This window comes from Rossellomorea aquimaris, from assembly GCF_020171925.1.
In the GTDB taxonomy this organism is placed as follows: Bacteria; Bacillota; Bacilli; order Bacillales; family Bacillaceae_B; genus Rossellomorea; species Rossellomorea aquimaris_F.
In genome coordinates this window covers 131,811-145,484 of record NZ_JAIVAR010000002.1, presented here as the reverse complement: position 1 = coordinate 145,484, position 13,674 = coordinate 131,811, and the positions used below count along the sequence as shown (strand labels likewise).

At 48.1% G+C, this 13,674-nt stretch carries 19 protein-coding genes; 4 read left to right on the top strand and 15 right to left on the bottom strand.

All coding sequences use genetic code 11. The features are described from left to right. Positions 1-4: 4 nt before the first annotated feature. The 3 genes from msrA to LCM10_RS08430 form a co-directional block, all read right to left on the bottom strand. Positions 5-958 carry a peptide-methionine (S)-S-oxide reductase MsrA gene (msrA, locus tag LCM10_RS08440; protein WP_224875798.1) on the bottom strand — a complete coding sequence of 318 codons (954 nt, stop codon included), beginning with the start codon at positions 956-958 and terminating at the stop codon, positions 5-7. Between the two features lie 33 nt (positions 959-991). Further along, positions 992-1,318, bottom strand: a complete 327-nt coding sequence (locus tag LCM10_RS08435) for a CHY zinc finger protein (protein WP_224876382.1) — start codon at positions 1,316-1,318, stop codon at positions 992-994. A 130-nt stretch (positions 1,319-1,448) separates the two neighbouring features. Then, positions 1,449-2,111 (bottom strand): haloacid dehalogenase type II, encoded by a 663-nt coding sequence (locus LCM10_RS08430; protein ID WP_224875797.1) that lies wholly within the window; start codon positions 2,109-2,111, stop codon positions 1,449-1,451. A gap of 228 nt (positions 2,112-2,339) precedes the next feature. Here LCM10_RS08430 and LCM10_RS08425 point away from each other — a divergent pair, with 228 nt between their 5' ends. From LCM10_RS08425 to LCM10_RS08410, 4 genes are all read left to right on the top strand, one after another. After that, complete coding sequence (locus tag LCM10_RS08425) at positions 2,340-3,815, top strand: phospholipase D family protein (RefSeq protein ID WP_224875796.1); 1,476 nt, start codon at positions 2,340-2,342, stop codon at positions 3,813-3,815. A gap of 77 nt (positions 3,816-3,892) precedes the next feature. Next, complete coding sequence (locus LCM10_RS08420) at positions 3,893-4,150, top strand: GlsB/YeaQ/YmgE family stress response membrane protein (RefSeq protein ID WP_224875795.1); 258 nt, start codon at positions 3,893-3,895, stop codon at positions 4,148-4,150. A gap of 1,151 nt (positions 4,151-5,301) precedes the next feature. Beyond that, the gene (locus tag LCM10_RS08415; protein WP_224875794.1) at positions 5,302-7,077 is read left to right on the top strand and encodes a metallophosphoesterase family protein; all 1,776 of its coding nucleotides are present in this window, start codon (positions 5,302-5,304) and stop codon (positions 7,075-7,077) included. 128 nt (positions 7,078-7,205) lie between these two features. Next, positions 7,206-7,538 carry a hypothetical protein gene (locus tag LCM10_RS08410; protein WP_224875793.1) on the top strand — a complete coding sequence of 111 codons (333 nt, stop codon included), beginning with the start codon at positions 7,206-7,208 and terminating at the stop codon, positions 7,536-7,538. Between the two features lie 60 nt (positions 7,539-7,598). Here LCM10_RS08410 and gvpU read toward each other — a convergent pair whose 3' ends face one another. The 12 genes from gvpU to gvpQ all read right to left on the bottom strand — a co-directional run bounded on the left by gvpU (position 7,599) and on the right by gvpQ (position 13,670). Then, positions 7,599-7,997, bottom strand: coding sequence for a gas vesicle accessory protein GvpU (gvpU, locus tag LCM10_RS08405; RefSeq protein ID WP_224875792.1), 399 nt, complete (start codon positions 7,995-7,997; stop codon positions 7,599-7,601). A 27-nt stretch (positions 7,998-8,024) separates the two neighbouring features. Beyond that, entirely contained in the window at positions 8,025-8,834 is an 810-nt protein-coding gene (gvpT, locus tag LCM10_RS08400) for a YtxH domain-containing protein (protein ID WP_224875791.1), read from the bottom strand. A gap of 23 nt (positions 8,835-8,857) precedes the next feature. Next, on the bottom strand, positions 8,858-9,190 hold the full coding sequence (gene gvpJ / locus LCM10_RS08395; RefSeq protein ID WP_224875790.1) for a gas vesicle protein: 333 nt from the start codon (positions 9,188-9,190) through the stop codon (positions 8,858-8,860). 34 nt (positions 9,191-9,224) lie between these two features. Further along, positions 9,225-9,509, bottom strand: coding sequence for a gas vesicle protein K (locus tag LCM10_RS08390; protein ID WP_224875789.1), 285 nt, complete (start codon positions 9,507-9,509; stop codon positions 9,225-9,227). Continuing rightward, entirely contained in the window at positions 9,487-9,750 is a 264-nt protein-coding gene (locus tag LCM10_RS08385; RefSeq protein WP_224875788.1) for a gas vesicle protein, read from the bottom strand. The genes LCM10_RS08390 and LCM10_RS08385 overlap by 23 nt, the downstream gene beginning before the upstream one ends. 16 nt (positions 9,751-9,766) lie before the next feature. Then, a complete protein-coding gene (locus tag LCM10_RS08380; protein ID WP_224875787.1) occupies positions 9,767-10,573 on the bottom strand; it encodes a GvpL/GvpF family gas vesicle protein in 807 nt (268 codons plus the stop codon). 10 nt (positions 10,574-10,583) lie between these two features. Continuing rightward, positions 10,584-10,838 (bottom strand): gas vesicle protein GvpG, encoded by a 255-nt coding sequence (locus LCM10_RS08375; RefSeq protein ID WP_224875786.1) that lies wholly within the window; start codon positions 10,836-10,838, stop codon positions 10,584-10,586. Then, positions 10,835-11,599: a GvpL/GvpF family gas vesicle protein gene (locus tag LCM10_RS08370; RefSeq protein ID WP_224875785.1), complete on the bottom strand. Its 765-nt coding sequence runs from the start codon at positions 11,597-11,599 to the stop codon at positions 10,835-10,837. The genes LCM10_RS08375 and LCM10_RS08370 overlap by 4 nt, the downstream gene beginning before the upstream one ends. Before the next feature lie 15 nt (positions 11,600-11,614). Further along, a complete protein-coding gene (gene gvpN / locus LCM10_RS08365; RefSeq protein ID WP_224875784.1) occupies positions 11,615-12,535 on the bottom strand; it encodes a gas vesicle protein GvpN in 921 nt (306 codons plus the stop codon). Positions 12,536-12,563: 28 nt separating this feature from the next. Next, positions 12,564-12,827, bottom strand: a complete 264-nt coding sequence (gene gvpO / locus LCM10_RS08360; protein WP_224875783.1) for a gas vesicle protein GvpO — start codon at positions 12,825-12,827, stop codon at positions 12,564-12,566. A gap of 85 nt (positions 12,828-12,912) precedes the next feature. Next, on the bottom strand, positions 12,913-13,173 hold the full coding sequence (gvpJ, locus tag LCM10_RS08355) for a gas vesicle protein GvpJ (protein ID WP_224875782.1): 261 nt from the start codon (positions 13,171-13,173) through the stop codon (positions 12,913-12,915). A 23-nt stretch (positions 13,174-13,196) separates the two neighbouring features. Continuing rightward, on the bottom strand, positions 13,197-13,670 hold the full coding sequence (gene gvpQ / locus LCM10_RS08350) for a gas vesicle protein GvpQ (protein ID WP_224875781.1): 474 nt from the start codon (positions 13,668-13,670) through the stop codon (positions 13,197-13,199). Between the last annotated feature and the right edge of the window lie 4 nt (positions 13,671-13,674).

Below are 13,674 nucleotides of genomic sequence, written 5' to 3'. Positions count from 1 at the left end.
ACGTTTATTTACTTCCGTGAAACAACATGAGGAAGTCACCATATCCTTCCGCTTCAAGGCGTTCCTTCGGGATGAACCGGAGGGCTGCGGAGTTGATGCAATACCTGAGACCCTTCGGACCCGGCCCGTCCGTGAACACATGACCGAGATGCGAATCGCCTTCCCTGCTTCTCACTTCGACGCGCGTCGACTTATGCGAAAGGTCATATCGCTCCTTCACGCTCGCATCCATCACCGGCTTCGTGAAGCTCGGCCATCCACACCCGCTGTCGTATTGATCCTTCGACGTGAACAGCGGCTCCCCGCTCACCACATCAACATATAAACCTTCCTTGGTGTTATCCCAGTATTCATTTTCATAAGGGGGCTCGGTCCCATTTTCCTGCGTAACAAAATACTGCATATCGGTCAGCAATACGCGCAAATGAGACCGATCCTTCGGCCAATGAGTCCGCTTGAACTCTTCCCTCCCGGATCCCCTCTTATATAGCGCATAGCGGAAGGCATTCTTCTTATAGAAATCCTGGTGATAGTCCTCCGCTTCATAGAATGGCTGTGCCGGAAGGATCTCCGTCACGATCGGGTCCTTGAATTTCCCGCTCGCTTCAAGCTCTCCCTTCGAATCCTCTGCCACGTTCCTTTGCGACTCATTATGATAAAAGATCACTGTCTTGTAGGAATCACCGCGATCCTTGAACTGTCCACCATCATCCGTCGGGTCGATGTTCTGCCAGAACAGGTCCACAAGCTTCTTATAAGGGAATCGTTGGGGATCGAATGTAATCCGGACGGCTTCGACATGACCCGTATCGCCAGATATGACGTCTTTATAGCTCGGATCTTCCGTCTCCCCGCCTGTATAGCCGGAAGTGATCTCGAGGATGCCTTCCTGCTCGTCAAACGGTTCAACCATGCACCAGAAGCATCCCCCTGCAAACGTCGCTGTCTCCTCTTTCATCCTATCCCTCCTTCGTTTCACGTGGAACAGTCCTCACCCTTCGAAATACAGGTGATAATGAAGCTGACACCCTGGGTTGAAGGATGCCTGACACTCTGGGCAGACCGATTGGCAGTTCATGTATTGAAGGATCGTCAATTCATGGCCGCATCCACCGCACAGGACAGCAGGCGTATGCCATTCCTCCCTGGACCACCGTATCGCTTCATGATCCGCCGTCTCCTCATGACACAGATGGCACGGATAATAGGTATCGCAGCATTTGAATTTGATCGCAATGATATCTATCTCACTATGATAATGACGGCACCTCGTATGAGTGTCCACGTCCACTCCCTTGACTTTTACATGTTGAGGCATCATTCCAACACCGCTCCTTCTCACCGTTTTTTCTCTCCTGTTCATTGTTCGCCGAGTCGGCCTGATTTCCCTGTGAGGAGTTTGTTAAACTTTATTAAAAATCATGACTGAAATGTGAGTGATCCGTTGATCATGCGTGCTCAAGGATGCCCCGTAAATCACGGTATTCATAGTCAGGCTCCACCCCGAGTTCATCCATCGTCACACCTTTCCGGTTGATCCAGGCAGTATGGAATCCAAAACTCGACGCACCGGCAATATCCCATGTATTCGAGGACATGAATAACACTTCTTCCCTTCTGACACCGAGCTTATCGAGGACAAGCTGGTACGACATCGGAGTCGGCTTGAACTGCTTGATTTCATCGACCGATAAGACCTCATCGAGCAAGGAAGCGAACGGCGACTGCTCCACAAGCGGTGACAGCATATCGAATGATCCATTGGAGAAAATCGCTGTCTGATGGGACTTCAGCTTCTCAAGGACTTCCTCCGTCTCATCGTAATGCTTGAGCTTCAAGTAAGAAGCCATCAATTCTTCCTCCGCATCCCGGGAAAGCTCCGCCCCAGCCTCCTTGCACGCATAACGGAGGGCATCCTTCGTGATCTCTCTGAACGTCGTATACCTGCCCATCAGCTGACGCAGAAAGCTGTACTCCAGCTGCTTCTGCCTCCAAATCCCACTGATGCTCTCGCCCTTTCCGGGAAACAGCTCGTTGCACTTCTCCATCACCGAATGTACATCGAATAATGTCCCATACGCATCGAAAATAAACGCTTTGATCTTTGGCATGTCTTATAACCTCCTGCTTTTGTTTTCTATAGAATTTTTCGCAAAAATGGTGCTCCTTAACCGGAACGGAGCTTTTCTTGATTCTCTTACCCTTATGATAGTCCATGTATGTTTGGAAACAAAACACCGTGCACAAAAAATTCTTTCCAGCATCTACCCAACAAAGGATTCTTCCACCACCTGAGAGGGTATAGTAAGAAAAAACAAACAAAGAACAGGGGAATAAAATTGGAAAAGCAAAAGAAAAAGTGGTATCAGAAGAAACACTGGTGGATCGGAGGCGCAGTCATCCTGATCCTGTCCGGGATCATGCTCTATCATCGGGTGAAGCCCCTTCCTCCAGGGATTTCCCATGAAGGGGACACGTTCACCCTTTCCGACAAGGATGTAGAATTCCTCTATGACCTAACATACGACCAACACGGAAAGGAAGTATATGATCAATCCATTTTTGATGAAGTATACAAGACAATCGAGGAAGCAGACGATTTCCTCGTACTCGACCTGTTTCTCGTGAACGGGTACACAGACGGCAAACGATCTTATCCTAAAATCAGCGAAACCTTATCTAGGAAAATACAGGAGCAGATGAAGAAAAAGCCCGACTTGAAGGTCGTCTTCATCACCGACCAAGTCAATACGACCTATCGCTCCCATATCGCCCGTCAGATCGACCCGCTCGAGGACTTGGGTGCGGAAGTCATCTATACGGACCTAAACCGGCTCCGCGACCCGAACCTCATATATTCCGGCATATGGCGTGCTGCGCTTGGCTGGTTCGGGCAGGAAGGGAAAGGCTGGCTCCCCAACCCGATGGCAAAGTCCGCTCCCGACGTGACGGCCCGCTCATACCTGAAGCTCCTGAATATCAAGGCGAACCACAGGAAAATCGTCATCTCGGAGGATGAAGGACTTGTCCTGTCAGCCAATCCCCATGATGCGAGCGGATTCCACTCCAATATCGGCTTCAAGGTAAAGGGGGACATCCTGAAGGACATGGTGAAGGCAGAAAGGGCAGTGGCGGCTTTTTCCGGTGGAAGCGAGAAGGCATTCCCTACGGACAGGGAATTGTCTGAGTGGATCAAACCTGCGGGCAAAGGGCAAGGAGAAAGTGTGAACGCACGGATCCTGACGGAAAGCAAAGTCCAGGATCACGTCGTAACGGCCATGGACAATGCGCAGAAAGGCGATGAAATCTGGATCGGGATGTTCTACCTCGCTGACCGCGATATCATCGATGCCATCGAGGATGCAGCCGACCGCGGCGTCGATGTCCGCCTCATCCTGGATCCGAACCAAAACGCCTTCGGTCAGGAGAAGATCGGCCTGCCCAACCTGCCGATCGCCTCAGAGCTTCATAATCTCAATCACGAGCACATCACGATCCGTTGGTATGACACGAACAAAGAACAATTTCACACCAAATTCATCTATGTAAAAGGCAAGAAGGAATCCACCATCATCGGCGGATCCACCAACTACACATCGAGGAACCTTGACGACTACAACCTTGAGGAAGCCATCGAGCTCGCTTCATCCAACAATAGTAATCTCGTCACTTCCGTCGACCAGTATTTCAAACGGATCTGGGAAAACAAAGACGGCACCTATACGGTCGCCTATAAAGAATACCAGGACAAGCTCCCTGCATTTAAATACATCATGTACATCCTACAAAAAATCTTCCAAGTCACCACTTATTAAGGTTTTAACTGTTGATGGAACGGGAAAAGAATAACCATCAGCAAGTATTAAAAAAACAAAACTTGGAGGTAATAATCATGGGATTCATCTTATATTTAATCGTAGGAGGCATCATCGGCTGGCTGGCCGGACTGATCCTAGGTAAGGACGTACCAGGCGGCGTCATCGGAAACATCATCGCCGGAATCATCGGAGCCTGGATCGGCGGCGAATTACTCGGAAGCTTCGGCCCATCACTTGCCGGAATGGCCATCATCCCCGCACTGATCGGAGCCATCATCTTCGTATTCCTACTAAGCTTGTTATTACGTAGCATGAGGAAAACGTCTCATTGATTTAGATTTGAAACTCCCCTGGATGGGTCCAGGGGAGTTTTTTTGCTTGGTGTGAACTTTAGAGTGGGATGCGGACCGGTGCTGGTGAAGGGGCCGGTACCGGTTTTGTGGTGATATGCGTTGAGACGCTTTCGTTTTGGGCCGGTTGGATCTGATCTTTTGATGGCGTGTCTTGGCGCATGGGCTATGATGGGAGTAGATTAGAATAGAGTAGATTAGAATGATTCTTGTTAGAGCATAAATCCGGGAATTGGAGCATATTTTTGAGATTTGGAGCATAAAACGGAGAATTGGAGCATAAATTTCAAATTTGGATCATATATCCCGTATTTGGAGCATAAAACCGGAGATCGGGACATATTTTCGTATGTGGAGCTTATTTTCCTCGTGATCGGAGCACGTTTTTCATATTTTAAGCTAATCATCCTCGCGATTGAAGCATGTTTTTCATATCTAAAGTCCAATAATCCCCACGATTGAAGCATCTTCCCCCAAAATGGACCACAGATCCTGCCTCCGCCCCCAATCTCGACAAAAGGAACGCCACACACACCTCAAAATCTTACCGTTCCCCGAACGAAAGCCGTCTCAATCCTTCCAACATTACTGGGAAATCCCAAAACGAACATACTGCCCTCGGTTTCTTCGTTTTTGTGCTTTAAAATATTTCGTATTCCAAGATTCTAAAAACAGAATGGCTCGTCATCTGCGTTTCAGGGTGCAATGTTCATTACAAATGATGAAGCTATCTTGATAAAAGCGGCCGTTAACCCAAGAAAAAAAGAGTGACAAATCAATACGATTCGCCACTCCTTTTTATGTGTAATTTTTCGTACTGGTAAATATTTTTCAATACGTCATCGACTTACGCGACCTACGCTTATTCCGGAATTTTTTATAAATCGGGTAAATGATCGGTCCCCATTTGATCAGTCTTCCAATGAAACGTTTCATAAAAGGCAACCTCCTTTGTTACTACATTCTTTACCCGTTATGTAAAGAGGACAAACCCCCTTCAGGGCCCGCATCCCTCATAAACACTAGTATTTTTTTACAAAACAGGAAGTTATCGAATCGACTGATTCTTAATAGTTGCTCAACATTCCCTTTACAATCGGTTGCTACCCTAAAATTAATCTAAAGGAGGTTGAATGATGAAAAAGTGGATCAATAAAGTACTAATTTTTGTTTTGGCATTATCCCTCATCCCGTTTTCTGCACAAGCTCTTGAAAATCCGTTCCCATCACTCGGGGAAAGAGACGGAGGAATCGGGGACGGCACGAATTTTCTGGATGACGCGCCGGTTATATCACTTGATACGAAGGTGAATCAGATCATCTATCCGCTCTTCTCCACCCCGGCAATCAAAAAGAGTGGCGAAACGCTCACCTTGAAAATCGACACGCAGGGGAAAAAAGCCGGAGAGTGGAGCGTGAAGCTTAAGCAAACCAACCACTCTTCCATCACCAAAGACTATACGTTGCCAGTTCAATCCGTGAAAGAAGGAGCATCCCATTGGAAAGATAGTTCGTCCATTCAAGATGTGACCGTGCAAATCCCGGAAGGCACTCCTGAGAAGCTATATGATTTAGAGGTGACTTATACAGGGAATGGACGGCGCATCACGGACAAGCAGCCTCATTCTGTAAAAGTGATTGATGAGTATAAAAAGGATTTCGATTTCTTGCACGTGACCGATACCCATATCGGATCACCGCGTAACCTTGGTGACCCTGAAGACCCTTCTTCGCTCAGCCTCGCATTGGCAAGGGAAACAGGCATGTGGAATCCGAATCCTGAAAAGCGCTGGCTCTATCTTCAAAAAGCGATAAAAGAAGTCAACTTGAAAAATCCTGATTTTGTCGTGATCACCGGAGACTTGATGTTCGGTCAGTTGAATCCGCAGGAGTATATTTATGAATACGAAGAAACGTATAAGATGCTTCAAAAGCTGAATGTTCCCGTTTATATCGTCCCTGGGAATCATGACTATTATGCCCAGGACTTTACGCTCGCGGACGGCGCAAAGTATTGGGAAAAGTATTTCGGGCCTCAGTATTTCTCTTTTGATTACGGTCCTTATGCACACTTTATCGGGTACAATTCCTTTGACTGGCATAAAATCGACCGCAGCGGAAATGGAACGGTATCAGTCCCTACCTGGGGCGGACAAATCCGTGAAGAACAACTGAACTGGATCAAACAGGACCTTCAGAAAAATGCCGAAACGGCTCAGAGTGGCCAGGTAAGGGGTCTATTCTCTCACCATAATCCGCTTTGGCGCGACCGTGACATTTGGCCGCAGGATGATCCGGACGTACAGAAATTCTGGAAGCAATACGATGAACAACACAACCCGCAAAGCCTTGGCACGCTGCTTCTTGGTGAAAAGCTCGGGATCAAGTATGATCAGCAGTGGCACGGTGAAAACGCACAGGCATTGGTCGATGTGATGAAAAACTATGACGTGACGGTCAGCCTGCACGGACACACGCACATTGACGACGTCACGACGCAGGATGGCATCCTTTATACAACGACCACGGCGATCGAACTAACTGGTAAGCCTTGGGTCGGCTTCAGGGACTTCAAGGTGAAAGACGGACAGATCGCGTCTTATCAATACGATGAATCCGGTCATTCGATCCCTGTCTACCAGAACGGCGATACTATCGGCGGGGTGATGTCACTGGAGGCGGACTACAGTCAACCAAACGACGGCAGTGCCCAGTCCCAGGAAGTCACCGTGACGAATCGACTGAATAAGCCGCAAAAGGTCACGATCCCTCTCTATATGAAAGAGGGAACCTATAAAACAACCAAAGGAACCATCACGCAAAATGTACAATCAGATGGCAAGCAGGATCTTCAAGTGGTCATCACCGTACCTGCAAACAGCGAAGAAACCTTCAACGTCATCCAATAGCAAACCCGAAGCCCCTCCCCGTCCGTACCGGTGAGGGGCTTTTTCCGCTGAAAGCCGCATCTGATTTTTTAAAAAATGTGAAACAATCCCACTGTAACCTTGGTTATATAAAGTAAAGGGGGATCCATATGAAAAAACGGTTAAGTGGGATCGTGGTTTCCACCACGTTACTCATCACATTGACTGCCTGTTCATCAAACGAACCGAGCGTAAACACATCCGGACCGGATGCATCGGCCATCACCATGGATGAATTTGCGCAAATAACGAAGGGCATGGAGCTCGAGGAAGTCTTCGACATCATCGGTGGAGAAGGGAAGCTTCAGGGTGAGTCTGGTAAAGAAGGTACAGTTGCACATAAAGTGAGTTATGTATGGGACGGAGCGTCTGCCAACTCCTTCGTTTCAATCAGTTTTCTAAACAATAAGGTCAATCTCATCAAGGATGTGAACATGAGGTAGCCCATCCGTTCATGAAGTAACGCCCGTGCGAATGAGCAACGGGCGTTTCCAAAAAGGTGTTCATTTACCGCTCTTCGTTTCGGAAATCTTGCCCAAGAAGAACCCATCCACTTCATGAAGCTTCCCTCTCCAAAGGATCTTTCCCTTTGAAGGAGTGGGTTTGCTATCGCCGCAGTAGACCTTTGTATTCTTCAGGTGAATGAAGTGGGCTTCCGCATTGCTTTCGTCGACTGATTCTCCTGCTTTAGCGAGCTCTTCGCTCAATTTCTGGGCAAGGTCGCTGCCATCTTCAAAACTCTCACTCAAGGCATCGAAGTATTCCATCGCTGATACGATGGTTCCCGAAATGACCGAACCCTTCACATTCAGTGTAATGTCCAGCGTGAAATCATGTTTGTTGGCTGCTTGGACAAAAAACTCCAGGATACTGTCTTTATCTGCGCTTGCTCCTAGACTCATGTTTCCATCTCCCTTCCGGCATTCCAGTTACGAGGAAGTATCGTCATCGCTTGAGAGTGTCGTTCCACCCTCGTCATCGTCGTTCTTTGAGGATTTTTTTGATTTGGAGGACGTACGTGTCGAACGCTTCTTACTCTTCGTTGAAGAAGATTTCGTTTTCTTCTTGCTCTCTTCACGATCTTCCTCGTCTTCGTCATTCTTTGCTTTTTTACTTGTCTTCTTCACGTTCTTTGCATCATCCTCATCGTCTTCCTCGTCTTCATCCGCGTCCGTTTCCTCATCATCCTCATCTTCGTCTCCATCCTCAGAGGCTTTAGCCGCTTGGCCGTCCTCGTCCTCGTCTTCCTCATCCTCATCACGATCATCTTCACTCATATCCGCAAGCATATCTTCCAATCTCTGAAGCCGCTCCTGAAGCTGTTCATTTTCTTGTTTAAGAGCTTCGTAATCTTCGTTACGGGACTGGGTTTCCTCCGCGGTCGGGGCAGCATTCAAGGCTGTTTCATTCCTTTCTTCGACGCCATCCCCATGGTCTTTGTCTCTCTTGAACAGGTTGGATGTGGATGTCTTTAACGACGTCACTGCACTACGGGATTTTTCTTTTGCCGCGTTTCCAAACTCCCGGCTTTTGCTTTTCAGCTTTTCCTGGTCGATGGATTCCAATAGTTTCTTGCCGTTTTCCGGTGTCGCCAAGTAACCGACCGTTGCGCCTAGTACGCTGCCCGCCACCGTACGCGTGATTGGCCCACTACTCCTTTTCTTCTTTTGACCGGTTGATTGATCCTTACCCTCGTTTTCCATTGTTGTTTCTTCTACCTTTGTGTTTTTTTCTGCCATGATTATGGCCTCCATTCCTTTGGTTAAGTTGGTTGATTAGTAGATTTCAAGCGATTCTCGTCCAGCTTTTTTTCAAGGGATTCCAATCGTTCCTGCAGCTGTTTGTTTTCTGCTTGAAGCGCCCTTGTCGAGTTGTCCGCGGCTTTGGAGCTCAGGTAGGGATCGTTTTCCCACCAGTCCATCCCGATTTCCTTTGCCTTATCGACAGAGGCGACAATCAAGCGGATTTTGATCGTCAAGAGTTCGACATCGGCAATCCCCACCGTGATATCACCGGCGATGACCACCCCTTTATCCAAGACTTTTTCCAACACATCGACTATCGTACTTGACTGCATGGAGTGTTCCATCGCCATATTGCGGTCCTCCTTTGGACCCGAGGGGGCTTTTCTACATGAGGTTCCCAAGGGGTCCGAGATCTATGTTAAGGTCTTCTGCTTCAAGACCGAATACATCCTTCAGTTCTTCCATTTTTTCTTCGAGGTTCATCAAGGCTACGCCGAGGTCCTCGATCTGTTGATCGGTTAGCGTGCCGCCTTCCACCCGTCTCATGGCGTGTCTTTCGACGATCTGCCTCAATAGCTCGATGACGGTGAGCACAAGCTGGGCTAACCCTTGTTCTGCACTATCTTTGTCAAAATTTATGCGTCCACTAGTTCCGTTGACCTGTGGCATGCTCCAATCCCTCCCTTTCCTTATCAAGTTGTAAGGAGTTGATTTCCTTACGGGTCCCCGATTGGTGCTGCACAAGCGTCTCAACGGACGAGATCAATACCCGTAAATCCAGATAGACGAGATCGACGCCTGCAATTGAAATGATCAGGTCTCCCTTTATGGCTACGCCTTTATCGAGGATGACATCCAAAATATCTATAAGTGCTACATCCTTGTTTTCGATCGATTCCCTCACTGTCATGGCTCACAATCCTTTATCAGGAGAAACTGGAGAAGTGATACGGCGGCCATGGACCTGAAGCTTCAAAGCTCCAACCGGACTCTTCCAGCTCCTCTTTATATCGCTTCACTTCCTCGGTGAATGCGTCGACCCTGGGCTCCGGGATCAGGAATACGCTGTTCCAGGCCATATTCTCCTGGCGTCCGGTGACATCCTTCCCCCAATTCTTCTTCACGTTGCCTTCGAGTGCTTTTTTCAATAACTTTTGATGAATATCTTCACAGATCCTGTTCTTCTCCTGCTCGAGCTCCCGATCGATGAGCTGGTCGATTTTCTTTTTCTCGAAGTACTGCCGGCCGCGGGGCAAACCGTTTATTTCTTCCCGCTTTTCCTGGATGGCCGGGTTGCTTTCACTTACCATTTTCCTTACCTCTTTGTCATTGCAATAGATTTTAAGATTCCACTCTTCATTTCCCCTCAAATGGGAGAAGGTCGTTTCAAGCCTGTGAATATTGCTTTCGATTGTCGTCTTCAGGCTGTCTTCACTTTTATAGAGCGTACAGAAGGTCAGAGGGATGATTGTATACATCTTTGACACCAGCAGCACCGTTTCATGATGGTGAAACGCCTTCTCCTGCAGCCATTCCATATCCTGTTCGATCTTTTCCTTTACTTCTTCTTCTGAAAATTGTTCGGGATCCAGCTGACACACAATGGCCGTCACATCTCCGACCCCAATCGTAAATAGCTCGTTTTCCCCATCAAACCCTTTCAGTGAAGGAAGGGTTTGGTCACTCGCTTCCTTCGTGGGGATGAGACCATATAGATAGAGTAACTTGTCCATATTTTCACCTTCACTTCTTTTTCGTCAATGTGTCCCATTGCTCCATTTCACGCTGCTTCGCGATTTCATATCTGGTCAAAAGCTCTTCCTCTTTCTCTTGAAAGGCTCTTTCGGGCATTTCACCGAGTTCATACATCATCTGAAGCTGAATAAGCTTTTGCTGAATCGTTGGAAGGTCATACAATTCCTTGTCTGCTTCTTCCTTGATCTTTTCCCCGACTTTTATGACCATCGAGATCGGGGCACTGACCAATTTATGAATCATCCCGCTTCCTCCACCTTCAAACGGATGTTGACGAAGTTATATGCTGGCCACGGTCCGCTATAATGAAAGTCGACTTTGTCCTCCCATTTTTCAAATGCTTCATTCACCAGCTGATCGAAGGCTTCCTCTTTGGTGCGATCAATGAGGAACGCAGCATTCAGAAGCATCGTTTCACTGGAAGGCTCGTTTAGCTTCGCCGCCTCGGACACTTCGTCAAGTGGCGTGAAGATTTCCTCCTTCATCTCTTCCTGCAGGGAGCTGAAAAGCTTCTGAGCCATCCCACCCAATTTGATGCGGTCGTAATAGGCGGCAGATTCCGATTTTCCCTTTACGGATGAAGACATCTTCACTAGTTCCGGGTGCTCGTTCACCATTTCTTCAAGGTACTCTTTCTTGGCGATGACTTTGAGGCCCAGCTCGATCTTTCCTTTGATGGCAGGGAAGAGCTTTTCAAATTGGGGATAGAGGTTCTCAAGAAGGACCTCGACATCTTCCTTGCTCTGGAATACATTCCCGAAGCTGATGGGAATGACGGTGTCGTGCTCTTTCATGACCTTGCTCACCGTCTGTTGGTGCATGAGCAGATTATGTTTCTTAGGATGATAGATTTTCATCGGCACTTCAGTCGCCACCATCGCGGCATCTTGATAGTGAATGGTGAACACTTCACGCTTCACTCCCTCTACTTCAACCGATCCGAACCGTTCTTCCTCCCCGCTCCGGATCGCACAAAATACATAAATTCCCTTCTCTCCATTCATGAAAATGACTCTCCTTTATTGATCAATTACGCTTTCGCAAGCTTCTAAAATCAGCTTTTCCGCCCGTTCTGCCGGGTCGTCGGCTTCGATGCCACGCTTTACGCTATGTCCTGTTATATCGATGCATAGACGTCTGAAATCCTCGTTCCCGCCGTCTATGGGAATGTCCAACTCAATGGCGAGCCTTGCAATCATGAGCGATGCCCGCAAGCTCGGCCCATGTTCATTTTCCTTTGTGCAATAGTCTCGAAGTGTCGAGATGATCGACGTGATGATCCGTGCCTCTTCGATGACCAGATCGGCTTTTTCCGATACGATCAGGGCTTCGCGCTCCCGGTCCTTAAAATCGATCGGGATGGTGATCATCCGGTCCAACAGGGCATCCTGCGTGTCATATACCCCTGCGTACTCTGCCGGGTTACTGGTGAAAATCACCCTGAATTCTGGATGGACCTTCACAAAAGGTTCCGTCAGTTTCGTTCCGTATAAAGGGATGACGCCCTCTTCCAAAATGGATAAAAAGATGTTATTCGTCGTCGGCTGCGATCTTGTGAATTCATCGTAGACGAGGGTATAGCCCTTCTTCGCTGCTTCTAGCAAACGGCCGTCCCTCCACGTCTCCGTTACGCTTTCATCCTTTTTATAAACGGAGCGTACATACTGGTCTACAACCTTTTTACTCTCATATCCCGTGAAATCCCCGATCAAATCCTTGTTATTCAATTCATGATTACCGTGTATGAGCATGACCGGACGCTTTCGTTTCTTGGCCAGACTGAGCGCAAAGGAGGTCTTCCCGGCTCCCGAGGGACCGGTGAAATGGACGGGATATCCGACTTTCAGATAGTGAAGCGAACGAGTCATCAACTCCTTCGTTTCTTCGTCCTGGATCATTGCCCTGCTGTCTCTTTTGATACGGTTACGTAAGACTGTCACGTTGTTTTCCCTCCTGCTCCCCCTGCGTCTACATTTCTTGGCCGATCGCGCTCCTATACCTGACCTCGAGGCGCTTGAAGGAAGTTACTTCTTTGTCCTGATCCAGAAGTGCTTCGTACGTGCCAAGCATTTCATCCTTGGCATATTTCTTCATGTATTCCTTTTCTTCGATTACTTCCACAATCACCCGCCAGCCCTCTTCTCGGGTTTCAACAGAAGTGATTTTATGGACGGGAGCAACGTTTTCATTGAAGAATTCCGTCACATTCCCCATGATCTCTTTGATTTTCATAAAGCCCTCCTTGCCCTGGCCGTGATAAAAGGGAGGGGATGGCCACTGCCGGATTCCCCTCATTTATCCTTCATCAGACCCGACGTTAAATACTGAACCGGGAACTTCTTTCGTTATCCTGATTGCTAAGGCCCTTCTCTTCCACCTCATCACGAAGGAGCCCCACCGCCTCTGCGTAGCGCAACCATGTATCCACGCTTGCGATCACAACCCGTGCCTCGACGGTCAGGATTTCAATCCCGACGACCGAAACCCGCGCAAAGGCGTCAATGACGATCCCCTTGTCTAAAATCCGGTCGATTACCTCTGCTAAACTTGAACTGTCTGTCGTCTTTTGGATGGCCATTTAGTTGATCTCCTTTCAGTGCTCTACCTTGAACTGATCGTCTTGATCTCACTCGATGATTTGATAGTGGTCGAGCTTTTGATCTCTGTGGAGCTCTTGATCTCCATTGAGCTTTTGATCTCATCCGCTCCTTTAAGATGCGAAACGCTTTTCACACCGTCACTCTTCGATGAAGAAAGTTTATCCTGGAATTCTTCACCGGCTTCCTTGGCTTTCCCTAGCTTCTCCCTGACTTTAAGCAGGACGTCCTGTACTTTTTCCTTTGCTTCCTCTGCCTTCGCATGGACCTTTTCGGCGTTATCTTCCTTGGTGGATTCAAGGTGTTCGGAAGCCTCATCCGCCTTGGACTGAATCCCGTCTTCCACCTTATCCTGGACACCTTCCACAAACTTCTCCTTGGCTTTTTCCTTGAGCTTGTCCTTGACCTGTTCAGGGGTGTGCTCGACGATCGTTTCAACCATTTTGCCGGCCGCCTTTTTGGCTGCTGACTTTCCCATGCTA